The organism is Novosphingobium sp. (assembly GCF_049240505.1).
Classification (GTDB): Bacteria; Pseudomonadota; Alphaproteobacteria; order Sphingomonadales; family Sphingomonadaceae; genus Novosphingobium.
The window spans coordinates 1-25619 of sequence record NZ_JBMLSM010000229.1; the positions used below are offsets into that span (position 1 = coordinate 1).

Consider the following 25619-nt stretch of genomic DNA (forward strand, 5'->3'; position numbering starts at 1 on the left):
TCCTCTCTCCTCGCGCTGGGCCAAAATCGGCTCCGTCTCGGCGGTGCAACCTTATGTCATCTGGCTCTAACGCCTCACCGAACCCGCCGCATCCATCTGCGTCAGCGCGCCATCGCCCACCATCGAGAACGGCGCCCACGCTGAAGGATGCGCCCAGGTATCGGCATCGGTATCGTGTGAAGGGTTGCGGCGAATCTCCGCCATCGCCCTTTGCAGCGCGGTCGATCTGGCAAGATCAGGATTGTCGCGCGCCATTTCGATTGCGCGGACCGTCAATTGCGCCGCCACATCATCGCGCACCGGCCAATGCGACACCAGCAGGTTGCGTGCACCTGCAAAGAAGAAACTGCGCGCCAGCCCGGATAGCCCTGCCGCACCATCGCTGCCATCGCCCGCTGCCGTGTTGCACGCAGAAAGGATCACCCAGTCGGCGCTGACCTTCAACCCGGCGATTTCCGATGCCGTCAGCAGCCCGTCGTCAAGCTCGCTCGGCACATCTGGCGGCGTCAGCACCAGTCCCGGTTCAGCGTTGCCTTTCAGTTCACCCGCCAGCAGGCCGTGCGTGGCAAAGCTCAATACGCCTGCGGCCAACGGTATCTGCTTCACCTGTCGCTCGGTCGCTTCCGCGCCCAGGAATACCGCGTGTTCCGGCTTGCCGAATGCCAGCCACTGCCGCTCGATCTCCACCCGCGTTTCCGGGAGCCGCGCCAGCTTGCGCAGTTCGGCAGGGCTGGCCATGCCCGCACCACCGCTGCGGGTCGCGCCGAAAAATCGCGCAAATCCGCCTTCGGAAGCGCTCCCCACCGCCTTGCCGCGCCCACCACGCTGCTGCGCGATGCCATCAAGCGCCGGATCGCCAAAGCCAAGGAACGGCGGCTGGGCTGCACCGTCACCCACCCGGAACTGGCGCAGGAACTGCAATGCCTGCAACGAAGGCAGGACCGAAATCGCATACCTGTCGGCCATCCACTTCGCGCTTCGCTGCACCGCCGGATCGCCATTGGCACCCGCAGGCACTTCGCTTGCCAGAATGCCCAGCGGCAACCGAGAGAGAACACCCGCTGCCGATACGAACAAATGCTTTCGGCCCGCCAATGCCGGTTCAACCGGCGCGATCAGCGCGCGGTAAAGCGCATTTGCCGTCTCGAAGTCATAGGGCAGTGCGCCCGCACCTTCCGCGCCCCATTCCGCCGCTTCGCCCTGCGAAACCTCCACATCCGCACCCACATCCCACAGCAATCGGCGGACATGCCGGGCCAGAACTGCAGACGTTATCGCGCTGCGGTGCCACGTCAGCCCATCGCGGGTCAGTGCCATGATATGCACGCCATGCTCGGTCGGCACCAAAGTCAGCGCCGCTTCGTCATCGCGCAGCAAATTCCGCGCGGCATCCAGCGATACCGCACGCGGATGGATCAGCGAGAACAGATCGGGCGCCTTGCGTTCGATTTCCGCGTCAATCGCCGCCAGCCGACTGTCGGCGGCGCGCAATTGCTGCTCGGTGGTCTTCCGCGCGGAATCGTCGCTCTTTTCCAGATAGGTTGCGATCAGCGCCGCATCGAGCGTCCGCCGCTGCTCCACCAACACATCACGCTCCTGCGTGATCGCGCCCAGCCCCGCCCGCTTCCCGGCTTGCAGTGCCGCGTTACGGGCAAGCGCGCGGCTCGTTGAGGATACCAGCGAATCCTGCAGGCCCGCAAAGACTTCAGCCTCCAGCGGGTCGCTACCCCTGCGCCCATCTCGCGGCACATGCCGATTGGCCCATGCTGCATCGGCAAACAGACGGAAGGCCATACCAGCCTCCTTGTCAGCCTTGGCTGCCTCGGCTTCCACAGCCTCCTGCCCCGCCAGCGCATTGCTTCTGGCAGCATCGATCAGCAAACGCGCAGGGACCATCGCATCCGCCTCGTGCCCCGCCATGCGCAAACGCACCCTTGCAAGGTTCCCTGCGGCCGTCAGCGTAGAAGGATGACGCGGGCCAAAGCTTGCCAGCGCAATCGCCAGCGCTTCGGCATAGATCGGTTCCGATTCTGCCCTTCTGCCCTGTCGCCCACGTATATAGCCAAGATTGACCCGTGCATTGACCGTATCGGGATGGCGTGCGCCCTGTGTCTCGATCCTGCTTGCCAGCACGCTTTCATACAATGCCGCCGCTTCATCCACCCGGTCCAGTTCGTCATAGACCCCGGCAAGGTTGTTGATGCTGCTCAATGTATCGGAATGGCGTTCACCAAGGAACTTGCGTCGGGCCAGAACGACCGTCTCGAACAGCTCCGCAGCTTCCTTGTGATGCCCAAGGCTTTCATAAATCTGGGCAAGATTGTTGAACGTCGTCAGCGTGTCAGGATGGGTGTCACCCAGCACTTCGCTGCGCAGGTTCATCGTCTCGGTATAAAGCTTGCGCGCATCTTCCAGACGGCCTGATATCTCAAGGCTGTAGGCATAGTTGTGCATGGCGGTCAGCGTGCCGGGATCACGCGGGCCAAAGTTGTCACGACGCAGGCGCAGCGCCAGTGCATAGCTGTCGCGCGCCTCGTCGGTGCGCCCCTGCGAATCCAGCACGCTGGCATGATTGCCCAGCGCCGCCAGCGTATCGGGATGGGTTTCGCCCAGAACCTCCCTTCGCAATTGCCAGGTCCGCCGCAGCAAAGGCTCAGCCTCATCGAACCGCCCAAGCGTTTCAAGCGTGCTGCCCAGCGATGCCATTGCCCAGATCGTGTCGGGATCGCGCTCTCCCAAAACCTTGCTGCGCAGGGTCAAAGTCTGGCGATAGAGCGGTTCGGCCGCGCTGTAATCGCCCGCCCGGCGATACATGGCAGCAATGGCATAGAGCGTCGTCAAAGTGGCTGGATCAGCTTCACCGATGGCCCGGTGCTGCCGCGTCAGCAGCGCCTCGCCAATCGCGCGCCCTTCATCAAGGCGGCCCATTTCGGCCAGAACCATCATCCGGTTTCTGACGGCTGCGGTGGTGGCAGGGTCGTCCTGCCCGAACCGCGCCGTGCGCAAGGCGATCAATTCCTGCAGCAATTTGTCCGCATCGGCAAAGCGGCGCAGGCTGACAAGCGTCGTGGTGTGATTGCCAATTGTCTGGATAGTGCGCGGATCGTCGGTGCCGTAAATCTTGCGTCGCAACGCTTCCAGTCCGGCGTGAACGACCTCTGCCTCCAACGATCGGTTCAGCGTTTCCAGAATATAGGCAAGGTTGTGCATCGCATTCAGCGTGGCCGGATCTTCGGCACCTTTCGTTTCGCGATACCGCTCATAAACATTGCGATAGATCGGCTCGGCCAGTTGCGGTTTTCCCGCCGTATCCAGCGCATCGGCATGTGCGCTCAAGGCTCGAAACACTTCATCGGAGTCTGCCTTGTGGCGGCTCGACTGGTGCCGCACATTATCTTCCAGCAAAGCCAGTGCTTCAGGATACTGTCCGCTGGCCGTCAGCAGCCGGGCCAGTTCGCCGCGCGTCACCACAGTATCGTCCGCCGCTTCACCCAGCGTAGCAGTTCTGATGCGAAGCACGTCGCGGTAATGCGCTATTGCGGCATCACGTTGCCCGGCACGCGCCAGGACAAACGCCGTATTGTGCCATGTCATCAAAGTGCGCGGCGCTTCGTCACCGGCATTCCTGCGTCGCGCGGCCAGAACTTCGCGGTAAAGGGGTGCTGCCTCGGCAGCACGGCCAAGATCGTCGAGCAGCGCTGCGCGCGCTTCCAACGCCTCGATCGTGTCGGCTGCACCGGCTCCGCTGCGCGCGATGCGGGCCGGAATGATCCTTTCGATCAAGACCAGCGCGGCGGGCTTGTCGGTTGAATAGAGCGCAGAAAACCGCGCTTCGGCCTGCTCAAGCGCTTCAAGCGTCGAAAGGTCGGCTTCAACACCGGCCGGTTCTGCATCCGCTGCCAGCGCCTGTCCACTTACGGGTTGCGCGGCTCCCAGTGCTGCAGCACAGGCAACCAGCAAGACATGATGGCACCCATGCTGTTTGATCACATTTAATTCCCCCGCCCCAATCCCGCCAGAACCAGTTCAGCCTGGCATTCCGCCAGCCATTCCACGTTCAGCGGCTCGGCCCCCACCGGTTCGAACACATTACACCACAATGCTGCATGGATGATGCTGCCAGTCACACTGTGCGCCACCATCTTCGGGTCTGAACAGGCAAATTCGCCGCGCTCCAAGCCATGAATGATCAGCCGCTCAACCGCGCCCAGCACGCAGATCATTGCCGTCTCGTGATAAAATCGCGCCAGTTCGGGAAAATTGCGCCCTTCCCCCACGATCAGCCGGGGCAGAAACGCCATTTCGGGGCTGGCCATGCGCTTCATCGCGTTCTTCACGAACCCGCGCAAAAGTGCGGGCGCTGGCAGCGCGCCATAGTCGCTCGGCAGCAGGGTCGGCATGATTTCGGTGATCACGTGCGAGACAAGTTCGCGGAACAGCGCTTCCTTGCTGTCGAACGCCAGATAGAGCGCGGCGCGGCTGATCCCCACACGCTTGCCCACATCTTCCATTCGCGCGGCAGCAAAGCCACGTGTCGCAAATTCTTCGCGCGCGGCTTCAAGGATGCGTTCACGACGGTCGGACGGGGTTACGCGGGGCATGGCGCAACCATATCTGACACATGCGTCATGTAAAGATCGGAAAAAGCGGTGGCAGGGCGGCGCTACTGCGCGTGGGGTGCGAATGTGCAGGCAGCCCTGCCACCGGAAGGACAAAACCCTGTCCTTGGGTAGATTGACGTTACCCCAAAGCTGCCCTCGCCGCGCGATCGTTTTCCTACTTACGCAAAGCGCGCTAGTCTCTGGTTCATGAAGTCCTCACCACACACTTTTCGTCCATTTTCCCGATGGTTGCGAAGCTATGTCGGCAGCGTTTCAGCCCAGCGGAAAGGCCGCGTGAATGTTTCTCAAGACTGTGTAAACTGTGTAAACCCTTTCAGGAAAAGCGCCCTGAACCTGAACGGAATTGCCCCATCTTGGCCTTGCTCTTCGCCGCTTCCGGTTGCATAGGCCCCACAAGATTCTCACAGCTATCAGCGTCCGAAAGGCCCCGTCGATGAAGGTCCGCGTCATTGTCACCCTCAAGAACGGCGTGCTCGATCCGCAGGGCCGCGCCATCCACCACGCATTGGAAGGCTTGGGCTTCGAAGGCGTGAATGATGTCCGCGCAGGCCGCGTGATCGAACTCGATGTGGCCGACAGCACCACAGACACCGCGCTTGACGAGATGTGCAAGAAGCTCCTCGCCAACATGGTGATCGAAAACTACCGCATCGAAAAGGCGGCCTGAGCGCAGGAGCGATAGACATGGCCTTCACCTCCGCCGTCATCACATTCCCCGGCTCCAACTGCGACCGTGACATGGCCGTCGCCATCGAACAGGTCTGCGGCGGAACCGTCCATCGCGTGTGGCACGGCGATGCCGATCTGCCCGAAGGCCTCGATTTCATCGCCCTGCCCGGCGGCTTTTCCTATGGCGATTATCTGCGCTCCGGCGCGATGGCCGCCCGCTCGCCCGTGATGCAGGCGGTGGTCCGCGCGGCTGAGCGCGGCGTGACCGTGCTGGGCGTGTGCAACGGCTTCCAGGTGCTGACCGAAGCGGGCCTTCTGCCCGGCGCGCTGATGCGCAACGCGGGCATCCGCTTCGTCTGCCGCAACGTGACTCTGACGGTGGAAAACAACCAGTCGCTGTTCACCGCAGGCTATGACGCGGGCCAGCAGATCACGATCCCTGTCGCGCACCACGATGGCAATTACTTTGCTGACGATGCCACGCTCGACCGCATCGAGGGCGAAGGCCGCGTGGCATTCCGCTATGGTGAAACGGTCAACGGCTCGGCCCGCAATATTGCGGGCGTTCTGAACGATCGCGGTAACGTGCTGGGCATGATGCCGCACCCCGAACGCATGATCGAAGCCGCACATGGCGGATCAGACGGTCGCGCACTGTTCGAAAGCGTGGTTCGCGGCCTAGTCGCTGCGTAACGCTCAGGCCCGCTGGCGCTGGCGGGCCGGACCGAACAGGGCCAGCGCATCGGCCCCGCTCATCGGGCGGCCAAAGTAATAGCCCTGGATCTTCTTGCAGCCGATCTTGCGGATCACTTCAAGTTCCAGTTCCGTTTCAACGCCTTCTGCCGTGGTCGACATTTCCAGACTGTCGGCCATCGCCACCACCGCGCGGCAGATGGCCAGGCTTTCCGGGTTCTCCCGTGCCGCGCCCTGCACAAAGCTGCGGTCGACCTTGATCGTGGAAAAGCGCATCTTGCGAAGATAACCGAGCGAGGAATAGCCGGTCCCGAAATCGTCGAGCGCCACGCCGCAGCCGATGCCCATCAGGTTTTCAAGCGTCATCTGCGCAGTCGTCCCATCGCGCACGAAGATGCTCTCGGTCACCTCGATCTCAAGCCGGTGCGGCGATAGCCCGCTGGCAGCCAGCGCGCCGACCACCGTCTCGGCAAAGTAGGGGTCAAGCAGTTGCTCACCCGATACGTTGACCGCGATCTTGACATTGCCCGGCCACTTCATCGCTTCGCGGCACGCGGTGCGCAGCACCCATTCGCCAATCGGCACGATCAGCCGCGTATCCTCGGCAATGGGCACGAACTTGACCGGACTTACAAAGCCATTCTCAGCACTGTTCCAGCGCAGCAAAGCTTCGAAGCTCAACACCTTTTCGGTGATCGCATCGACAACGGGCTGATACATCAGTGAAAATTCATCGCGTTCCAGCGCGTGGCGCAATGAGAATTCCAGCTTGCGCCGCTCTTCGGCATGAGCGTGAAGCGATGGCTCGTAGGTGCAATGCCGCCCTCCCCCCTCATCCTTGGCACGATAGAGCGCAAGGTCGGCGTTGCGCAGGAGAGTTTCCACCGTCGCGCCATCACGCGGGCCAAACGCTGAACCGATGCTCGCGCCGACATAGAGCGTGTGGTGATCCACCTCGTAGGGCATCGAGAGCGCAGAGATCATTGCCGCGCTGAGATCGGCAATGCGCTGGACGTTTCCGGCATCGCGCACCACCACGCCGAACTCATCGCCGCCCAAACGCCCGCAAACCTCATTCTCGCGCGCTATCTTCTTCAGACGCTCGGATACCAGCGCCAGCAACTGGTCACCAACCAGATGGCCCAGCGTATCGTTGATCGCCTTGAACCGATCGAGGTCGATCATCAGGAATGCGCAGTTGGTGCGCCACTTTTCGGCGTAGACCATCGCATCACCCAATGCCTCGGTCAGCATCAGGCGGTTGGGCAGGCCGGTGAGTGTGTCGTAACGGGCGAGCCAGGCTATCTTCTCGGCACTTTCGCGCTGTTCGGTGACGTCCGACCCCACACCGCGAAAACCGACGAAAGTGCCGTTCTCGTCGAATTTGGGCGAGGCCGAAAGTTCCCACCAGCGCGGATTGCCGCGCAGGACGACACGAACCATAAGATTGGAGAAACTCTCGCGCCGCTTCAGCCGCTCTGCCAGATCGTGCAGACTGGAATGGAAATGGCCGGTGTCCCAAGCCTCGCCAGCGATAAGCTGGATCAGCGGCTTGCCTTCGACGTCTTCGGGATCATCCCCCAGCGCAAAAGCAAAGCGTGGGCTGACCGAGCGGACGCGCCGCGTGGCATCGACCTGCCACAGCCAGTCGGCATCGCCCTCTTCAAATTCGCGCAGCAGGAGCGAGACGACTTCAGCCTTTTCGGCCATCCCCGCCTCGGCCACCCGCGCACCAAGGAAATTGCGCGCCGCATCGACCGCGCCGATGCTGACAATGACCACGAATGCGAATGCCACGGCAGCAGCGGTGAACTGCCCCCAGATCGCGAAGGTCACGATGGCTGTCAGTCCTACGACGCCGGAAAACATCACGGTGGCGATGGGCAGCGCGGCAAAGGTGATGGCCATACCGGTCATCAACAGGGCCAGCACGGTCCAGAGCATCAGCCGCTGCCCCGGATCGCCAAAGTGCGAAAATACCAGCATCGGCACCGACCAGACCGCCGCCACGCCCAGCGAACTTATCGTCTGGCGGTGCATCTCTTGCCGCGAAACCCGGCGGCGATCCGCATCCTGCAACGAACGATCAAAGCGCGCCCCAACGATCAGCACACCAATCAGCACGGCCATCCACCCGACCAGCGCCGCGACATGGAGGTTGGGTGCATAGATTTGAAGCACCAGCAACGCCGCGAGCGCATGGGCGAACAGCCGCGCAAAGGCCAGTTTGCCGAGGCTTGAATACTGCAAACCGCGCAATCGCCCCCAATCGCCCTCTGCCGGTTCGCGCAGGCCAATCACGGCGAGCACGGGTAGGTCGGTCGCGCGGGATTCGCTCAAGGGTGCAGGCTGGCTCGTCACGCGCACTGGAATACCGGTGATTCATTAGCCAAAAGTAAGCAAATCCCGCACCTTGCTGACAATGATGGTTAAAAAAATGGCCCGCCGCGCTCCGGTTGGAGTGCGACGGGCCGGACTTTCCTCCCCAGGAAAGGTCCTTAAGTGGCTAATGCACCGGTCTTAACGACCCAGAGCACTGCCAAGCCGGTGGTAAAGGTTCGAAAACTTTACCGATTCCGGCTGGTCTTCGATCGCCTTTAAATAGTGCAATACGGCTTCGCGGATCAGCTTGAAGTCCTCGGTCGAGAGGACCGCGCGGGCACGTGCAGGTTCAGCCATTGTGGGTCTCCTTCTTGGATCTTCGGGGCGTGATTGCCGCGAGGATTTGCTTGGGTGAGGTGGTGGTTTTCGACTGAGAACCCCCACCCCGACCCCTCCCCTGAAAGGGAGGGGCTATTTCTGCGCCGCGTTACGCGGCAAACTGGTTCATCGTGTTGTGGGCACCGCCCGCCTTGAGCGCGGCCTCGCCCGAGAAGTATTCCTTGTGATCATCGCCAATGTCGGACCCCGACATGTTCTGATGCTTCACGCAGGCGATACCCTGACGGATTTCCTCGCGCTGGACCTGCTTGACGTAGCCCAGCATCCCTTCTTCACCGAAATAGCGCTTGGCAAGATTGTCGGTGCTGAGCGCGGCCGTATGGTAGGTCGGCAGCGTGATCAGGTGGTGGAAGATGCCCGCTTCGCGCGCCGCGTCCTTCTGGAAGGTGCGGATGCGTTCGTCGGCTTCCATGCCCAGTTCCGTGCCGTCGTAGTCCACGCTCATCAGCTTCGAGCGATCATACGCCGAGACATCCTTTCCGGCTTCGACCATCGCATCGAACACCTGCTGGCGGAAGTTGAGCGTCCAGTTGAAGCTGGGGCTGTTGTTGTAGACCAACTTGGCGTTCGGGATCACTTCGCGGATGCGGCTGACCATGCCACCGATCTGGCCGATATGCGGCTTTTCGGTTTCGATCCACAACAGGTCGGCGCCGTTCTGCAGCGAGGTGATGCAATCGAGCACGCAGCGATCTTCACCCGTTCCGGTGCGGAACTGGAACAGGTTGGACGGCAGGCGCTTGGGGCGCATCAGCTTGCCATCCCGGCTGATCAGCACATCGCCGTGGCCAAGCGTTGCCGCATCGACTTCGTCGCAATCGAGGAACGAATTGTACTGATCGGCAATGTCGCCCGGTTCACGGGTATAGGCGATCTGCTTGGTCAGGCCTGCGCCCAGCGAGTCGGTGCGAGCAACGATCACGCCATCATCGACGCCCAGTTCCATGAAGGCATAGCGGACCGCCCGGATCTTCGCGAGGAAGTCCTCGTGCGGTACGGTGACCTTGCCGTCCTGATGGCCGCACTGCTTTTCATCGGAGACTTGGTTTTCGATCTGGATGCAGCAGGCACCGGCTTCGATGAACTTCTTGGCCAGCAGATAGGTCGCCTCGGCATTGCCGAAGCCCGCATCGATATCGGCGATGATCGGCACGACATGTGTTTCGAACTCGTCGATCTTGTGGAGCAGGCGGTGCGTGTTCACCGCATCGCCCGCAGCCTTGGCGGCATCGAGTTCGCGGAACAGACCGCCCAGTTCGCGCGCATCGGCCTGCTTAAGGAAGGTGTAGAGTTCCTCGATCAGGTCCGAAACGCTCGTCTTTTCGTGCATCGACTGGTCGGGCAGCGGGCCGAATTCGCTGCGCAGCGCGGCAACCATCCAGCCCGACAGGTAGAGGTAACGCCCCTTGGTGGTGCCGAAGTGCTTCTTGATGGAGATCATCTTCTGCTGGCCGATGAACCCGTGCCAGCAACCGAGCGACTGGGTGTATTTCGCGGGATCGGCGTCATAGGCGGCCATATCGGCGCGCATGATCTTTGCGGTGTAGCGCGCGATATCCAGCCCGGTGTGGAACCGGTTCTGCAGGCGCATACGAGCCACGCTTTCGGGTTCGATCCCGTCCCAGGTCTGGCTGAACGGAGCGATGGCCTTCCCGGCCTCGACGATCTTGCTGTGGTAGGTCATGTCCCGTGTTCCCTCACGTGGTGTGCGTCTGGTGTGAGGCCGGGATAACCGGCGAATCGCTGAGGCGGAACGGCTCGCGCGGTAATGTTGTCAAACTTTACAGAATATGCTTGTAAAGTTGTGCAGCCGATACAAGGGCCATGTGTGATGTCGACAAGACCGCTTTATCTGGGGCCGCGCCTCAAACGCATCCGCCGCGAATTGGGGCTGACGCAGCAGGCGATGGCTGATGAACTCGGCATCTCCCCCAGTTACATCGCGCTGATCGAACGCAACCAGCGCCCGCTCACCGCCGATCTGCTGCTGCGGCTGGCGCGGGCCTACAAGCTCGACATGGCCGACCTCGCCAGCGACGAGCGCGACGATTACGCGCGCAGGCTGGCCGATGCCCTGCGCGATCCGATCTTTGCCGATATCGATCTGCCCGCGCTGGAAGTGTCAGACGCTGCGGCCAGCTTTCCCGGCGTGACAGAGGCTCTTCTGCGGCTTTATGGTGCGTGGCAGCGCGAACAGCAGGCGCTGGCCGAACAGCGTAGCGCTCTGCCCGGCCCCGGCACAAGCGACCCGGTAGGCGAAGCAAGGCGATTCGTGGCCGCGCGGCGCAATTATTTCCCCGCCATCGATTCGAAAGCGGAGGAGCTTTCGGCGGAGATCGACAAAGCGGGTGGCCCGGCGGAATGGCTAAGGCTGCGCGGGGTGCGCGTGCGGTTTCTGCCGCCGGATGTGATGATGGACGCGGTGCGGCGCTATGATCGGCACAACGAACAATTGCTGGTAGACGATACCTTGCCGCCATCGGGGCGCACATGGCAACTGTTGCAGCACATCGCCTACACCGCGCTGCGGGCTGAAATTTCTGCCGTGATCCGGGGCGAAAGCTTTGCCAGCGAAACGGCAGCGCAACTGGTGCGGCGTGCACTGGCGGGATACGCTGCAGCGGCGCTGGTCATGCCCTACGATCGCTTCGCCCGAGCGGTGGATGCGCGCCGCTATGATCTTGAGGCGCTTTCGGGGCAGTTCGGGGCGAGTTTCGAACAGGTGGCGCACCGGTTGACCACGCTGAACCGTCCGGGGCAGGAACGGGTGCCGTTCTTCTTCATCCGCGTGGATGCGGCAGGCAATGTTTCCAAAAGGCTGGATGGCGCGGGCTTTCCCTTTGCCGCGCATGGCGGAGGGTGCCCGCTGTGGTCAGTGCATGAAACGTTCCGCACGCCCGGCGAAATCGTCACCCAGTGGCTGGAATTGCCGGACGGACAGCGATTCTTTTCGCTGGCGCGCACGGTCACTTCCGGCGGCGGCGGGTTTGATCGCCCCCGCACCACGCGCGCCATCGCGCTGGCCTGCGCAGCAGAGCACGCGCCGAGGCTGATCTATGCCGCTGGCGCGGACCCGAAGGCCGCCGTGGCAACGCCCATCGGCGTGACCTGCCGCCTGTGCCATCGCGCGCAATGCACCGCGCGGGCGGAACCACCAATCGGGCGCGAAATCCTGCCTGATGATTACCGGCGCGGGGCAGAGCCGTTCAGCTTTGCAGAGAGTTGAGCAGTTTACTTGCAGCCGTCATGCGGGACGGCTATCGGCGCGCTTCCTTCCGGTGCCCCCGGACCTGAGAAAGTCCCGCCGTTGTCAAAGATCATTCCGCTTGCCGATGTCGATCCCGAACTGGTCGAGCAATTGCTCGACACAGCGTTCGAACCGGCGCGGCGCGGACGAACTGCCTACAAGGTGCGCGAAGGAATGGAGCCGCTGGGCAACCTGTCCTTTGCCGCGCTGGATGACAACGACATGCTGGCCGGATCGATCCAGAGCTGGCCTGTGGCGCTGACCGATGGCGAAGGGCGGATGCACCCGATGATCATGGTCGGTCCAGTGGCGGTCATGCCGCACTTGCAGGGCGAAGGCTTTGGCAAGGCGTTGATGACCGCCGTGCTGACCGCCATCGATCCGCGCGCGCCGCTGCCGCAGGTGCTGATCGGCGATCCCGAATATTACGAGCGCTTCTTTGGCTTCAGCAACAGCCACACCGCCGGGTGGACCTTGCCGGGACCGTATGAGCAGCGCCGCCTGCTGTGCCGTACCGCCAATCCCGCCGTTCTGCCGCAAGAGGGCACGTTGGGGCCTTGGCGGCGCTGATCCGATCTGGCATCGGCAATAGGTGCCCTACGTTCCACCGCCCGAACTCGCATCGCTGAGCCTTGGCCAACTGGCCGAGCAGGTGGCCGCGCGCAAGCTGCCACCGCTTGATCAGTGGAACCCGCAGGACGTGGGCGAAAGCGAGATGTGCATCGCCGCCGATGGCCGCTGGTTCCATCAGGGCGGCGAAATAAAGCGCCCGGCGATGGTGCGGACGTTTTCCTCACTGCTAATTCGCGACGATGCCGGGCAACACTGGCTGGTCACGCCGTTTCAAAAGCTGGCCATTGCGGTGGAAGATGCGGCGTTCATTGCCGTGGACATGCAGGTGAAGGCGGATGACGCGGGCCGGGCTGTGCTGACGTTCCGGCTCAATTCCGATGATCTGGTGGCCTGCGGACCTGAGCATCCCATCCGCGTTGACGGCACGACGGACGTGCCTGCGTTCTACCTTTCGGTGCGACACGGGCTTGAAGCACGGCTCAATCGCAGCACCTATGGCCAGTTGATCGATCATGCGCTGACGTTGAACGAAGATGATCTGGCCGTGGAAAGCATGGGCGCACAGTTTGCGCTGGTGCCTGCGGCATGACGCTCATTGATCGGCTGACGCAGCTTTACGAACAAGGGCACCGCGAACCGCTGCAAGACCTTTACGAGGACTGGCGCCCCCTGCCCGAACACGGGCTGCGCCCCGCCGCCGTGCTGATCGCGGTAACGGACCGGGTGGGCCATGCTGACGGGCCGGGCGTTCTGGTCACGCATCGCCCGTCGCACATGCGCGCGCATCCGGGGCAGGCAGCATTTCCGGGCGGGAAGCTGGATCCGGGCGAAACGCCGGTCGAAGCCGCCCTGCGTGAGGCGTGGGAAGAACTGGGCATCCGTCCTGAAGACGTGCACGTGATCGGCACGACCGATCGCTTTCGCACCGGCACCGGGTATGACATCACGCCCGTGCTGGCGATGGTGCCGCCCGATCTACCCATCACCCCGAACCCGGCGGAAGTGGCAGGCTGGTTCGAACCGCCGCTGGGCTTCCTGCTCGATCCCGCGCAGCATGTCTGGCAATCGGCGGAATTTCAGGGACGCAAAGGGCGCTACATCGAGATCATGTGGAACGAGCATCGTATCTGGGGCGTGACGGCAGCGATCATCTCCAACCTTTCCAAGCGGATGAGCTGGCATGACTGAACGGTTACCCGCAGTGGAATGGACCGCGCGGGCCGATCTGGCCGCGCTGGTCGAAGCGCTCGATCCTCAAGCTGAGGGCAACTGCCGCTGGGTGGGCGGCGTGGTGCGCGATACCCTGCTGGGCATTGCGCCCAAGGATGTCGACATGGCCACCACGCTGTTGCCTGACGAAACGGCGGCACGGCTGAAAGCGGCGGGAATCAAATCCGTGCCGACGGGGATTGCACATGGCACGGTGACAGCCGTTCTGAGCGGCGGGCCGGTGGAAATCACCACGCTGCGGCGCGACGTTTCTACCGATGGCCGCCACGCCACGGTCGCGTTCTCCACCGAGTGGCGTGACGATGCGGCCCGGCGCGATTTCACCATCAACGCACTCTATGCCGATCCGCGCACGCTTGAACTGTTCGACTACCACGGCGGTCAGACCGATCTGGCAGCGCGGCGGGTGCGGTTCATCGGTGACGCCCGCCAGCGCATCCGCGAGGATTATCTGCGCATTTTGCGCTACTTCCGCTTTCAGGCGCGGTTCGGATCGACACCTGCCGATGCCGAGGCGGAAGCTGCGGTCAGCGAACTGGCTGCGGGAATGAAAGGCCTATCGCGCGAGCGGATTGGCTGGGAACTGATGACGCTGCTTGCCCTGCCCGATCCCGCGCCCACGGTGCGGCGCATGGCGGAACTGGGCGTGCTGGCGCAAGTTCTGCCCGAGGCCGAGGTAGGCGGACTGGAAACGCTGATTGCGCACGAGGCTGCTCAGGGCGTTGCGCCGGATGCCTTGCGACGCCTGGCCGCGCTGCTGCCCGCTGACCCGCCGTTGGTAGAGCAGGTTGCCGCGCGGCTGCGGTTGTCCGTGGCACAACGCAAGCGGCTGGCCACGGCGGCTGCACGTGATGGCGGTGTCTCGCAGCCAAGAGCGCTGGCCTATCGGCTGGGCATGGCGGAGGCACGGGACCGGCTGCTGCTGGCAGGGGAGCCCGTGGCTGCGCTCGACGGATGGGACATTCCCACCTTCCCGCTCAAGGGCGGTGCCATCGTGGCGCGTGGCGTTACGGCCGGGCCGGAAGTGGCGCGAACGCTGCGGGCGGTTGAAAGTCAGTGGGTTGCCGAGGGCTTTCCCGGTGAAGCGCGCGTTACCGAACTGCTCGACGAAGCGCTTGCGAAGAACTGATCCTTAGCCCTTCCACTCGCGGCGTTCTTCTGCCGCGCGCAGCACTTCATAGGACACCTGAAGCTTCTGGAACTGCTCCGCCGCGGCCTTGTCGCCGGGGCGGACATCGGGATGGACTTCCTTGGCCTTGTTGCGCCAAGCCTTCTTCACCGCATCGAAATCGGCATCGGGATCAAGGCCCAGCGTTTCAAGCGCGCGCAGTTCATCGCGGCTGCGCGTGCCATCGCCCGAACCGCCCCATTCGGCCCACGACGCCTGCCGATAGCCTGACGTATCGCTGCGCTCGGCCTGTTCGCGCTCTTCGGCCTCTTCCTTGTCCAGCCCTTCGAAGTAGTTCCAGCCCTGATTGTATTCGGCAGCGTGGGCCACACAAAAATACCAGCGATCCGGGCTGTTGGGCGATTTGGGCGCAGGACATTCGCCCTTTTCGTTGCACCCGGCGCGGTCGCACAAGCGAACGGGCGCCGCATCGCGCCCACTGCCGTAGCCGCGCCAGCGGGGAAAGCCCCAGTCAGAAGATCGAGTGTTGCGCGCCATTCCTGCTGCAAAGCCAAACGTAGAGCCAAAGGTCAAGATGCACCGCGTGCCCGACAAGCAAAAAGGCCCGGAAGCAATGTCCGGGCCTTTGCCGTTACGTGCGTGGCCTCAATTGACGGTAACGGTCACCGCGCGGCGGTTGCGTGCCCACGATTCCTCGTCGGAACCCAGCGCAATCGGACGCTCCTTGCCATAGCTCAGCACCGTAACCCGCGATGGATCGATGCCGAGGCTGACAAGGTAGTTCTTTGCCGCATTCGCGCGGCGTTCACCCAGTGCAAGGTTATAGTCGCGCGTGCCGCGCTCGTCGGCATGGCCTTCGATCGTTACCGATTTGTTCGGATAGCGACCCAGCCACTGCGCCTGGCTTTGCAGGATGCCCTGATCAGACGCATCGATATTGTAGCGATCAAGATCGAACAGCACCGTGTCAGACATGACCGAGGCAAGGAAATCGGCCTGGCTGCCGGGGACCGGGCCGGTCGGCTGGGTCGGTGCCTGCGTGGTTTGTGTGTTGGTCGTGCCGGGTTCGGGCGGCAGTTCCTTGGGCTTCGAAGCGCAAGCGCCCAGCACCAGCGTGGTGGCCGCAATTCCGGCGATCAGGATGGAACGGTTCATGGCATTCTCCTTTGGGAGGGACGGGAGAGATGGTGCGGGCATCGTGCGGTTTGCACGCGCGAATGACAAGAGGCGGTTTTCCGGGCGCTTCAAGGCAGGACCGGTCCCCATGCAGGGTCCGAACCATCGACAGGCGTATTCAGTTTCCGCTCGTTCCGACCGGTCAGATCGACCTGCCAGATTCCGGTCTTCCCGCTGCCCCGTTCAGTGCGGAAGAACTGCACGATGCGGCCATTGGGCGACCAAGTGGGCGCTTCGTCCTGCCAGCTATCGGTCAGCGAACGCATCCTCTTGCCGTAAGGATCGGTCACCGCGATCTTGAAGTTGCCCGCCATGTGCGTGAACGCGATCTGGTCCCCGCGCGGCGACCATTCTGGTGTGGCGGCACGACCACCGAAAAAGCTGATGCGCTTCTGGTTCGATCCATCGGCGTTCATGACATAGAGCTGCTGCCCGCCCGACCGATCGCTTTCAAACACGATCTTGCTGCCATCGGGCGAATAGGAGCCGCCAACGTCGATGCCGGGGCTGTCGGTCAGGCGCGTCGAAGTGCCGCCGGTGGCAGGCACGCGATAGATGTCGGTATTGCCCGCAACTGCCATCGAATAGAGAATCCATTTCCCATCGGGCGACCAGCGCGGCGCAAAAGTGGGATTGGTACTCGACGTCACCAGCGTCTGCTGCCCCGTGCCCACGTTGTAAACGTAGATGCGCGGGGCGCCATTCAGATAGCTGAGATAGACGATACGGCTGTAATCCGGCGAATAGCGCGGCGTCAGCGCGGTGGCCTGACCGTTGGTGATGAAGCGATGGTTCGCGCCATCGGAATCCATAATGGCCAGTTGCTTGCGGCGGCGGTCCTTGGGACCGGTTTCCGCGATATAGGCGATCTTGCTGTCAAAGAACGGGCTTTCCCCGGACAGGCGCGAATAGACCATATCGGCGCACTTGTGCGCAGCGCGCCGCCATTCCTCTGGCTTCACGACATAGCCCTGCCGCGCCAGTTCGCTGCCCAGCGCCACGTCATAGAGATAGCAGCCGACCGTCAGCCGACCATCGGGGTTGGCTTTCACGAAACCCTGCACCAGCATTTCTGCCGAGCGCCCGCGCCATGTATCGAACGTGGGTGCCGCCACTTGCGGGAATGCCACTGCGGGAAGCTGATCGGGGCCAAGCGGCTTGAACAACCCGTTGTTCTTCAAATCGTTGAACACCACCCGCGCCACGTTGCGGCCCAAAGCGTCCGTCGTGCCACCTTCCGCCGCCGTGGCAACGCTTTGGTTGGTAGGGAACGCGGGAATCGCGATGCCCAGATCCTGCCATTCGTTTTCGTCCGAGACAGAGCCTGTCAGCCCTTCATCCGCGGGTTGGGTCGCAGAATCGGGCAGCGTGACCTGTTGCGCGGCAACCAGCGCGGGAAGCGAAACAAGGCCTGCGGCAAGGACCAGAAAACGCAACTTCATTGGGACAACTTCCTGTCAAAGCGGAACGCGGCAACGCGCTTCCAGCCAGCATAATACATGTCGGGCAGATCAAACGGCGCGGCGAGCTGCACCGCGCGGATCGCCTGTTCGGCGTGACGCTTGGCCTGCGCCTCGTTCGCGGGCGTGATGCCCTGCTGGTCGACAACGCGCGGACGCCCCGCAAGGGTTCCATCGGCGTTGAGATCCCATGCAAGGATCGTGATCAGCTTGTCCGCATCCACGCCTTGCGGTGCGGCCCAGTGCGGCTTGATCTGGCGCGATATCGCCCCCGCGAGAGAAGAGCGCACATCAGGCCCGATTGTGGCGGCAGGCGGCGATTTGGCCGTACCGGGCTTGGTCGCGCCGGGGATGCCTTTCAGAAAGTCCTGTCCGACGCGGCTGCCACCAGCGGGCGCATCGGGACGACGGCGCGGGCTGGTGTCGGCGGTTGCGGTCTTGGCCGGGGCCGTTTTTGCCGGAGCCGCCTTGGCCGGAGACGCCGCCTTTGCTGGCGCAGGCTTGGGAGCAGGCTTCGGCTGCGCTTTGGGCGGCGCAGGCTTAGGCGGAGCCGGTTTTGGAGGTGCCGGCTTGGGTGGAACCGGCTTCGGCTGCGGCTTCGGCGCGGGCTTGGGCGGCGCAGGTTGCGGCTTGGGCGCTGGCGGCGGCGGGACAGGTTTAGGCGGTTCCGGCAAAGGCTGTGGCTCGACTACCGGCTCCGGCTGCGCCTCACCCAGTTCCGGCGCAACATCGGGCGCGGCCTGTGCCATCGGATCGGGCGAGGTCGATTGTTGCGAGATTTCTTCGGAGAACGTGACTTCCATCCGCTCAGGCGGCGGCTTCACCGTTTTTCCGGGCGGTGAAAGCGTGAAGGCAACGAGCAGCGCGACATGGGCCGCAGCCGCAATGGCCAGCCCCGCGCCTTCCTGCTTCGAAAGTCCTCCTGCGGTCAGATTCCCCATCAAATCAGACCTATTGCGGCGCGGATGAACTGTTGGTGACCAGCGAGATCGACTTGAAGCCCGCCGCGTTCAATTCGCCCATCACGGCGGCAACGCGACCCCAATCAAGCACGCGATCGGCGCGCAAGGTAACCAGCGGCGGCTTTTCTCCGCGCTGCAGGCCAGCCAAGCGGTCGGTCAATTCGCCCGGCGCAAGCTGTTGATCATCAAGGAACACCGCGCCTTGGGCATCGATGCTGACGGTGATCTGGTCCTGCTGCTGGTCCAGCGGATCGGCCTTGCTGTCGGGCAGGTCCACCGGCACGCCAGCGGCCAGCATGGGGGCGGTGACCATGAAGATGATCAGCAGCACCAGCATCACGTCGACCAGCGGGGTGACGTTGATCTCGCTCATCGCGGCACGGCCACCCCGGCCCCGCCGTCCGCGACCGCCTCCGCCGCCTCCGACTGACATCGCCATGCCTCAGGCCTCCAGTTCGCGGCTGAGCGAGGCGTGGAACCGGTCGGCAAAGCGATAGAGCCGCGTTTCAAAGCGGTTCACCCGGTGCGAGAAGCGATTGTAGGCGATGACCGCCGGAATAGCCGCGAACAAGCCGATGGCCGTGGCGAACAGCGCTTCGGAAATGCCGGGAGCGACCACCGCCAGCGAGGAATTCTGCTGCGCACCGATGTTGAAGAAGCTGTCCATGATGCCCCATACGGTGCCGAACAGGCCCACGAACGGGGCAACCGAGCCTACCGTTGCAAGAAAGTTCAACCGGCTGGCCAGCGTATCGGTTTCCTGCACCACCGCGCCATCCAGCGCCGTGGTCAGGCGCTGGCGGGTGCCTTCGCGATCGATCGCCTTGCCCGATGTGGAGCGCCGCCATTCGGCCAGCGCCGCATTGGCCACGCGCAAGGAAGGCAGATCCTTGCCCTTCTGCTCCTTCTGGAATGCGTCAATGTCGCGCGTTTCCCAGAACGCGCGCTCATACTTGTCGCAGCCGCGCTGAACGCTGCCCATCTTCAGCGAAAAACCGATGATGATGGTCCAGGTCCAGATGCTGGCCAGCACCAGCCCCACCATCACGCCCTGCACCACGTAATCAGCATCGAGGAACAGTTGCACCGGGTTCAGCGAGGTCGGCGCGAAGGAAACGCCATTGGCGAGCATCGGGAGAATCATGCGGCTTTCGGTCCTTCAGGGGCAGTGGTTATGGTTTGAAAGGCTGCCACCCATTCGCGCGGCTGACGACGTGGGCGACCATTGGGAGCGACGAAGGCAACGCGCACCTTCGCCTCGCACAGAAGCGTGTCTTCCCTGAACGCACGCTGCACGATCCGGCAGGTGGCAGGGGAAAGTTCAGCCACGTGGCTGCGGATCAGCACATCGTCATCCAGCTTTGCCGGGCGCAAATAGCGCAAGCCCATTTCGCTCACGGCATAGGCCCCCTCGCCCGCTTCGTGAGCGGTTCGCTGGTCTATGCCCAGCAGGCGCAACATGTCTGATCGGGCGCGTTCGAACCAGCGCAGGTAATTGGCATGATAGACCACGCCCGAAAGGTCCGTGTCCTCAAAATAGACACGGACGGCATAAAGGTGCTGCGGGCCATCGAACAGGCCGGAAGGCGGTGCGGGGATTTGCATTCGCGCAGGACTCTAGCCTTGCGACGAGTCGTTGGGCAAGGCTTGGTTAACCGCTTACCCCCGTGACGGACCCTTTCAGCGCACCAGCATCGGGCCGAGCGGCTGCCCGGCAAAGAGATGAACGTGCAGATGCGGCACTTCCTGATGGCTGTCCGTCCCCGTATTGGCCAGCAGGCGATAGCCCGGCGCAACCAGTCCCAGATCGCGCGCCACCTTGCCCACCGCACGCACAAACCCTGCAATTTCGGCGTCGGTGGCCTTGGCCGAAAAATCATCCCAGCACACGTAAGCGCCCTTGGGGATCACCAGAACGTGGGTGGGAGCCTGCGGATTGATGTCGTGAAACGCCAGCGCAAAGTCATCTTCAAAGACCGTGCGATTGGGAATTTCGCCGCGCAGGATCTTGGCGAAAATGTTCTGGTCATCATAGGGAAGCGTTGCGTCAACGGCCATGTCAGCTGCTCCTGCTGGCTTTTTCGACAATGCCCGATGTGCCTTCACGACGTTCGAGTTCCGCCAGCACATCGGCCAGCGGCACATCCTTGGCGGAAAGCAGCACCATCAGGTGAAAGATCAGATCCGCCGCTTCGCCGACCAGTTCCTGCCGATCCCCGGCCAGTGCGGCGATCACGGTTTCGGTGCCTTCCTCGCCCACTTTCTGCGCGATCTTGGCAACGCCCTTGGCGTTCAGCTTCGCCACATAGCTGGCTGAAGGATCGCCCGCGCAACGCTGGGCTATCGTGGCTTCAAGCCGGACGAGAATGTCACCGTGTTCCATGCGGCCCGCAATGGCGCGGATGGGGGGCGATGGTCAAGAGTTGGCACGTCTCTCAACTATCGTCATTCCCGCGCAGGCGGGAATCCAGTCCAACCAAAAAAGCCGTCGCAAACGCGACGACCCTCTGAACGCTGGATTCCCGCCTGCGCGGGAATGACAATGTGTAAGCCTCAGCCCCGCCGCTTGGCGATCTGGCGCCCCACGATCAGGCCAACCAGCCCCATCGCGAACAACGCGCCATCGGTCGGTTCGGGAATGGAAATGCCGCCCGACTGCGCCGCAGCGGGCGCAGCCGACGCGATCAATATGAGGAGGGACAATACCGGACGAACCACGAAGCAGGCACCTTGCAAATGTTAACGCAATTGCCCTGCCAGAAGCGGCGATTCGGGAAAATCCCCTATATCAGATGGTTAATGACCCATGTTGGGACTCAGCTTCAACCTCAGGACCGTGCGGGCAGCCCTGCGGCCCGTAATGCCCCATGCGCTTCGGCAATCGAATGCGTGCCGAAGTGGAAGATCGAAGCGGCCAGAACAGCGCTGGCATGGCCCTTGGTCACGCCTTCAACGAGATGATCAAGCGAGCCTACGCCACCGCTGGCGATGACCGGCACCGGAACCGCATCGGCAATCGCGCGCGTCAGTTCAAGGTCATAGCCCTTCTGCGTGCCATCCCCGTCCATCGATGTGACCAGCAGTTCGCCCGCACCCAATGTGGCAAGGTTCACCGCATGGGCCAGCGCATCGATGCCGGTAGCCTTGCGCCCGCCGTGGGTGAAAATTTCCCATTTGCCGGGCGCAACCCGCCGCGCATCGACCGATCCGACCACGCATTGCGCGCCGAACTTCTCGGCAATGTCGCGCACCAGTTCGGGCCGCGCCACGGCGGCAGAATTGACCGCCACCTTGTCCGCCCCTGCCAGCAGCAGCGCGCGGGCATCTTCCACCGCCCGCACCCCGCCGCCGACGGTCAGCGGCATGAAGCAGACTTCCGCCGTGCGCGCCACGACATCCAGCAGCGTGCCGCGCCCTTCGTGGCTGGCGGAAATGTCGAGGAAGCACAGTTCGTCGGCGCCCGCCTTGTCATAGGCGCGCGCCTGCTCCACCGGATCGCCCGCATCGCGCAGATCGACGAAGTTCACGCCCTTGACCACGCGGCCATCGCGGACATCAAGGCAGGGGATGACGCGGACGCGGACGGTCATGGTTCATGGCTCCGGTGGGGCTGTGCGTCCACATGCTTCGACAGGCTCAGCATGAGCGGAGTGTTGGCAGACGGGTAACCCCAAACCCGCTCATCCTGAGCCTGTCGAAGGATGCCTCGCAACATCTCAAGCCTCAGCCATCGCAATCGCCGCTTTCAGATCAAGCCGACCTTCGAACAACGCACGCCCGGTAATAACACCTTCGATCCCGTCATCCTCGTGAATCTTCAGCATCCGAATATCGTCGATGCCCTTCACCCCGCCGCTGGCGATCACCGGAATGTCCACACGCCGCGCCAATTCAACCGTCGCATCAAGGTTCACGCCCTTGAGCAGACCATCGCGGCCAATGTCGGTGAACAGCAGGCTGGCAACGCCCGCATCCTCGAACCGGCGGGCCAGATCGACCACTTCGACATCGGAAACATCGGCCCAGCCTTCGGTCGCCACCATGCCGTCACGCGCGTCCACCGCCACAACGATCCCGCCCGGAAACTCCTTGGCCATGTCCTTGACGAACTGCGGGTCTTTCAGTGCCGCCGTGCCCATCACCACGCGGGCCACGCCAAGATCGAACCAGCCTGAAACCGCCTTGCGCGTGCGGATGCCGCCGCCAAGCTGGACGTGGCCGGGGAAGGACTTGAGGATACCTTCCACCGCCTCGCGATTTTCCGCCCGGCCCGCGAACGAACCGTCGAGATCGACGACATGAAGATACTGGCTGCCAGCCTCGGCAAACAGGCTCGCCTGATGGGCGGGATTGTCACCATAGACCGTAGCGCGGTCCATATCGCCTTCGGCAAGGCGGACGACCTGACCGCCCTTGAGATCGATGGCCGGAAAAACGATCATTGTCTTAGGGCTTCCATTCAAGAAAACGGGCAAGCAGCGACAACCCGTAGGACTGGCTCTTTTCCGGGTGGAACTGCACACCAAGGATGTTGTCGCGCGCCACCGCAGCCACAATGCCGCCGCCGTGATCGCTCATCGCTGCCACGTGCGCACCCTCTTCCGGCACGAAATGATAGGAGTGGAGGAAATAGGCCTCGCCCGGTTCCAGCAGTTCTGCCCCGCCTGCATGGGGCATCGGGGCGACATCGTTCCAGCCCATGTGCGGAACCTTGATCGAAGGGTCGGCCGGTTCGATGACGCGCACCTCACCGCCGATCCAGCCGAGCCCCTGCATCACGCCATGCTCCACGCCGCGATCGGCAAGCAGTTGCATTCCCACGCAAATTCCAAGGAATGGAGCACCGCCGACAAGGACGCGCTCTTCCATTGCCTCGATCAATCCTGAAACGCACCTAAGTGCACCTACGCAGGCCTTGAACGCACCGACGCCGGGCAGGACGATGCGATCGGCGGCCCGAACCACGTTTGGATCAGCGGTCACGACAACGCCTTGCGCGCCCGCCGCTTTCAGCGCGTTTTCGACCGAGCGGAGATTGCCCGCACCGTAATCGACCAGCGCGAGAGTGTCAGCCACCGAGGATGCCCTTGGTGGAAGGAACAGCATCGGCTTTGCGCGGATCGATAGCGATGGCCTGCCGCATCGCGCGGGCAAAGCCCTTGTAGATACCCTCGATGATGTGGTGGTTGTTCGACCCGTAAAGGCTTTCGATGTGCAGCGTGATGCCCGCCGCTTGGCTGATCGAGGCGAACCAGTGTTCGAACAGTTCGGTGTCCATCTCACCCAGGCGGGGCTGGGTAAACGCGGCCTTCCAGATCAGCACCGGACGGCCAGAAATGTCGAGCGCGACGCGGCTCAGCGCTTCGTCCATCGGGGAATAGGTGTGGCCGTAGCGGGTGATGCCCTTCTTGTCGCCCAGCGCCTGCGAAATGGCCTGCCCCAGCGCGATGGCGCTGTCTTCTGTCGTGTGGTGCTGATCGACGTGGAGATCGCCCTTCACGCGGCATTCGATATCGATCAGCGAATGGCGACTGAACTGTTCGATCATGTGATCGAGGAAGCCGATGCCGGTATCCACCTTGTAGGTGCCGGTGCCATCGAGGTTCACCGACACGGCAATGTCGGTTTCCTCGGTCTTTCGCGTGATCGATCCGGTGCGCATGGAAAGCGCCTATACGCCCCTCTTCTTGAGAATCAATCACCGTGCCCACTTGACCCGCGCGCGCCTCAAGGCCAGTTGTGGCGGCATGACCGATGCACCTGACAGCCTGATCCCCTACGACGAAATCGTGCAGGAAGCGCTGCGCGCCGTGGTTGGCCGGGTCCTGGGCCAGGTCGTATCGTCGGGCGGCGCCCTTCCCGGCACGCACCATTTCTATATCACGTTCAAGACCGGCGCGCCCGGCGTGGACATTCCGCAGCGCCTGCGCGAACGCTTTCCTGATGAAATGACCATCGTCCTGCAGAACAAGTTCTGGGATCTGAAAGTGGACGACGACCATTTCAGCGTCGGCCTTTCGTTCAACCAGATCCCGTCAACCTTGGTGATCCCCTTCTCTGCCATCACCGCCTTCGTCGATCCGGCGGTGGATTTCGGCCTGCAATTTCAGGCTGTTGTCGATGACGAGGCGGAGCCGGTCGAGCAGGCCGAAAACGATTCGCCGGAACAAGCCGACAAGCCCGCCGTTGAGCGCAGCGACGACGGATCAAACGTTGTCACCGTGGATTTCGGCAAGAAGAAGTAAGGGGCTGTTAGCGCCCCGCTGACAAAAGGCCTGGGCATGACGAAAAGTGGCAAGAAGGTGATCGCGGTGGCGAAGAAGGCCGCCAGCAAGGTGCCTGCCCCCAGCCCGAACCCGATGACCAACCTGATCCTTGCCGACATCGCCCTGCGTGCTGGTGGCGCGCTGCTGCGGCGCGGGGTGGAAAAAGGGCTGGTCGGAACCGCGCTGGGCACCGCGAAAGCCGGAAAGATCATCAAGGGCCGCACGATGATGCAGACGCTTGTGGGCACCGCGCTGGCCCGCGTGGCAACGCGATCCGTGCCCGGCGCAATCGTGGTGGGCGGCGGGCTGGTGGCCAAATCGCTTTACGACCGCAAGCAGAAGCGCAAGGCCGAAGCCGTTGGCGCAGCCGCAGTCGAAGAACAGGCCGAACGCGGCAAGAAGGCCTGAACACAATGGGCGGACCGATACGCACTTGACCGGTCGGGAACCCATGCGCCACTAGCGCGCATGGCACCTGCATCTTCACCCAGCGAATCTGAAGGCGACGATACCCTGCACCGGCGGGGTTTGATGCTGATCCTGTCATCGCCATCGGGCGCGGGCAAGACGACCATCGCCAAGAAGCTGCTGGCGCTGGACGCCGAAATCAAGGCTTCGGTTTCGGTCACCACCCGCCCGATGCGCGAAGGCGAGGTTGACGGGAAGGACTACTGGTTCGTCGATCAGGCCGAGTTCGATCGCATGGTCGAAGCCAACGATTTCTACGAATGGGCCGTGGTTTTCGGCAATTCCTACGGTACGCCCAAGGGGCGCATCCGTGATCGGTTGAAGACCGGTGGCGATGTGCTGTTCGATATCGACTGGCAGGGCACGCAGCAGCTTTACCAGAAGGCGCAGGCCGATGTGGTGC

At 62.9% G+C, this 25619-nt stretch carries 29 protein-coding genes; 10 read left to right on the plus strand and 19 right to left on the minus strand.

The genetic code is table 11. The features are described 5' to 3' along the window. Positions 1–66 precede the first annotated feature (66 nt). Both ACOVQ0_RS19150 and ACOVQ0_RS19155 read right to left on the minus strand, forming a co-directional pair. Positions 67–3990, minus strand: a complete 3924-nt coding sequence (locus ACOVQ0_RS19150) for a tetratricopeptide repeat protein (RefSeq protein WP_421888323.1) — start codon at positions 3988–3990, stop codon at positions 67–69. 2 nt (positions 3991–3992) lie between these two features. Beyond that, positions 3993–4601 carry a TetR family transcriptional regulator gene (locus tag ACOVQ0_RS19155; protein WP_421888326.1) on the minus strand — a complete coding sequence of 203 codons (609 nt, stop codon included), beginning with the start codon at positions 4599–4601 and terminating at the stop codon, positions 3993–3995. 454 nt (positions 4602–5055) lie between these two features. Between ACOVQ0_RS19155 and purS the strand changes: the two genes are divergently transcribed. After that, on the plus strand, positions 5056–5289 hold the full coding sequence (purS, locus tag ACOVQ0_RS19160) for a phosphoribosylformylglycinamidine synthase subunit PurS (RefSeq protein ID WP_421888329.1): 234 nt from the start codon (positions 5056–5058) through the stop codon (positions 5287–5289). A 17-nt stretch (positions 5290–5306) separates the two neighbouring features. Continuing rightward, positions 5307–5984, plus strand: a complete 678-nt coding sequence (gene purQ / locus ACOVQ0_RS19165; RefSeq protein WP_421888332.1) for a phosphoribosylformylglycinamidine synthase subunit PurQ — start codon at positions 5307–5309, stop codon at positions 5982–5984. Positions 5985–5987: 3 nt separating this feature from the next. Here the strand turns inward: purQ and ACOVQ0_RS19170 are convergent, their stop codons facing one another. The 3 genes from ACOVQ0_RS19170 to ACOVQ0_RS19180 form a co-directional block, all read right to left on the minus strand. Next, positions 5988–8285 (minus strand): putative bifunctional diguanylate cyclase/phosphodiesterase, encoded by a 2298-nt coding sequence (locus ACOVQ0_RS19170; RefSeq protein ID WP_421888405.1) that lies wholly within the window; start codon positions 8283–8285, stop codon positions 5988–5990. A gap of 219 nt (positions 8286–8504) precedes the next feature. Beyond that, on the minus strand, positions 8505–8663 hold the full coding sequence (locus tag ACOVQ0_RS19175; RefSeq protein WP_011444689.1) for a hypothetical protein: 159 nt from the start codon (positions 8661–8663) through the stop codon (positions 8505–8507). Between the two features lie 130 nt (positions 8664–8793). Continuing rightward, positions 8794–10389 (minus strand): isocitrate lyase, encoded by a 1596-nt coding sequence (locus ACOVQ0_RS19180; RefSeq protein ID WP_421888335.1) that lies wholly within the window; start codon positions 10387–10389, stop codon positions 8794–8796. A 144-nt stretch (positions 10390–10533) separates the two neighbouring features. On the opposite strand from ACOVQ0_RS19180, the gene ACOVQ0_RS19185 reads away from it, so the two are divergent. From ACOVQ0_RS19185 to ACOVQ0_RS19205, 5 genes are all read left to right on the plus strand, one after another. Then, the gene (locus ACOVQ0_RS19185; protein WP_421888338.1) at positions 10534–11931 is read left to right on the plus strand and encodes a helix-turn-helix domain-containing protein; all 1398 of its coding nucleotides are present in this window, start codon (positions 10534–10536) and stop codon (positions 11929–11931) included. An 81-nt stretch (positions 11932–12012) separates the two neighbouring features. Next, a complete protein-coding gene (locus ACOVQ0_RS19190; protein WP_421888341.1) occupies positions 12013–12522 on the plus strand; it encodes a GNAT family N-acetyltransferase in 510 nt (169 codons plus the stop codon). A gap of 22 nt (positions 12523–12544) precedes the next feature. Continuing rightward, complete coding sequence (locus ACOVQ0_RS19195) at positions 12545–13114, plus strand: DUF1285 domain-containing protein (RefSeq protein ID WP_421888344.1); 570 nt, start codon at positions 12545–12547, stop codon at positions 13112–13114. Then, a complete protein-coding gene (locus ACOVQ0_RS19200) occupies positions 13111–13713 on the plus strand; it encodes an NUDIX hydrolase (protein ID WP_421888347.1) in 603 nt (200 codons plus the stop codon). Before ACOVQ0_RS19195 ends, ACOVQ0_RS19200 begins: the two co-directional genes overlap by 4 nt. Then, positions 13706–14884, plus strand: a complete 1179-nt coding sequence (locus ACOVQ0_RS19205; protein WP_421888350.1) for a CCA tRNA nucleotidyltransferase — start codon at positions 13706–13708, stop codon at positions 14882–14884. Before ACOVQ0_RS19200 ends, ACOVQ0_RS19205 begins: the two co-directional genes overlap by 8 nt. A 3-nt stretch (positions 14885–14887) precedes the next feature. Here ACOVQ0_RS19205 and ACOVQ0_RS19210 read toward each other — a convergent pair whose 3' ends face one another. The 14 genes from ACOVQ0_RS19210 to hisB form a co-directional block, all read right to left on the minus strand. Then, on the minus strand, positions 14888–15421 hold the full coding sequence (locus tag ACOVQ0_RS19210) for a J domain-containing protein (RefSeq protein WP_421888353.1): 534 nt from the start codon (positions 15419–15421) through the stop codon (positions 14888–14890). A 108-nt stretch (positions 15422–15529) separates the two neighbouring features. Continuing rightward, positions 15530–16039 carry a peptidoglycan-associated lipoprotein Pal gene (gene pal, locus ACOVQ0_RS19215; protein WP_421888356.1) on the minus strand — a complete coding sequence of 170 codons (510 nt, stop codon included), beginning with the start codon at positions 16037–16039 and terminating at the stop codon, positions 15530–15532. 89 nt (positions 16040–16128) lie between these two features. Beyond that, a complete protein-coding gene (tolB, locus tag ACOVQ0_RS19220; protein WP_421888359.1) occupies positions 16129–17502 on the minus strand; it encodes a Tol-Pal system beta propeller repeat protein TolB in 1374 nt (457 codons plus the stop codon). Then, complete coding sequence (locus tag ACOVQ0_RS19225) at positions 17499–18461, minus strand: hypothetical protein (RefSeq protein ID WP_421888362.1); 963 nt, start codon at positions 18459–18461, stop codon at positions 17499–17501. Before ACOVQ0_RS19225 ends, tolB begins: the two co-directional genes overlap by 4 nt. Before the next feature lie 10 nt (positions 18462–18471). After that, positions 18472–18921 carry an ExbD/TolR family protein gene (locus tag ACOVQ0_RS19230; RefSeq protein WP_421888364.1) on the minus strand — a complete coding sequence of 150 codons (450 nt, stop codon included), beginning with the start codon at positions 18919–18921 and terminating at the stop codon, positions 18472–18474. A 3-nt stretch (positions 18922–18924) separates the two neighbouring features. Further along, positions 18925–19626, minus strand: coding sequence for a protein TolQ (gene tolQ / locus ACOVQ0_RS19235; protein ID WP_421888368.1), 702 nt, complete (start codon positions 19624–19626; stop codon positions 18925–18927). Then, a complete protein-coding gene (locus tag ACOVQ0_RS19240) occupies positions 19623–20087 on the minus strand; it encodes a YbgC/FadM family acyl-CoA thioesterase (protein ID WP_421888371.1) in 465 nt (154 codons plus the stop codon). Before ACOVQ0_RS19240 ends, tolQ begins: the two co-directional genes overlap by 4 nt. A 75-nt stretch (positions 20088–20162) precedes the next feature. Next, on the minus strand, positions 20163–20540 hold the full coding sequence (locus ACOVQ0_RS19245; protein WP_421888374.1) for a histidine triad nucleotide-binding protein: 378 nt from the start codon (positions 20538–20540) through the stop codon (positions 20163–20165). A 1-nt stretch (position 20541) separates the two neighbouring features. Beyond that, on the minus strand, positions 20542–20865 hold the full coding sequence (locus ACOVQ0_RS19250) for a phosphoribosyl-ATP diphosphatase (protein WP_421888377.1): 324 nt from the start codon (positions 20863–20865) through the stop codon (positions 20542–20544). 170 nt (positions 20866–21035) lie between these two features. After that, the gene (locus ACOVQ0_RS19255; protein WP_421888380.1) at positions 21036–21200 is read right to left on the minus strand and encodes a hypothetical protein; all 165 of its coding nucleotides are present in this window, start codon (positions 21198–21200) and stop codon (positions 21036–21038) included. A gap of 110 nt (positions 21201–21310) precedes the next feature. After that, entirely contained in the window at positions 21311–22072 is a 762-nt protein-coding gene (gene hisF, locus ACOVQ0_RS19260; protein ID WP_421888383.1) for an imidazole glycerol phosphate synthase subunit HisF, read from the minus strand. A gap of 126 nt (positions 22073–22198) precedes the next feature. After that, the gene (gene hisA / locus ACOVQ0_RS19265; RefSeq protein WP_421888387.1) at positions 22199–22924 is read right to left on the minus strand and encodes a 1-(5-phosphoribosyl)-5-[(5-phosphoribosylamino)methylideneamino]imidazole-4-carboxamide isomerase; all 726 of its coding nucleotides are present in this window, start codon (positions 22922–22924) and stop codon (positions 22199–22201) included. Positions 22925–22928: 4 nt separating this feature from the next. Further along, positions 22929–23558 (minus strand): imidazole glycerol phosphate synthase subunit HisH, encoded by a 630-nt coding sequence (hisH, locus tag ACOVQ0_RS19270; RefSeq protein WP_421888390.1) that lies wholly within the window; start codon positions 23556–23558, stop codon positions 22929–22931. Beyond that, positions 23551–24144 (minus strand): imidazoleglycerol-phosphate dehydratase HisB, encoded by a 594-nt coding sequence (gene hisB / locus ACOVQ0_RS19275; protein WP_421888393.1) that lies wholly within the window; start codon positions 24142–24144, stop codon positions 23551–23553. The genes hisH and hisB overlap by 8 nt, the downstream gene beginning before the upstream one ends. A gap of 85 nt (positions 24145–24229) precedes the next feature. Between hisB and ACOVQ0_RS19280 the strand changes: the two genes are divergently transcribed. The 3 genes from ACOVQ0_RS19280 to ACOVQ0_RS19290 all read left to right on the plus strand — a co-directional run. Beyond that, entirely contained in the window at positions 24230–24727 is a 498-nt protein-coding gene (locus ACOVQ0_RS19280) for an SspB family protein (protein ID WP_421888396.1), read from the plus strand. 36 nt (positions 24728–24763) lie between these two features. Continuing rightward, positions 24764–25156 carry a hypothetical protein gene (locus ACOVQ0_RS19285; protein ID WP_421888399.1) on the plus strand — a complete coding sequence of 131 codons (393 nt, stop codon included), beginning with the start codon at positions 24764–24766 and terminating at the stop codon, positions 25154–25156. 60 nt (positions 25157–25216) lie between these two features. Continuing rightward, the coding region (locus ACOVQ0_RS19290) for a guanylate kinase (protein WP_421888402.1) at positions 25217–25619 on the plus strand (403 nt) is incomplete at its 3' end.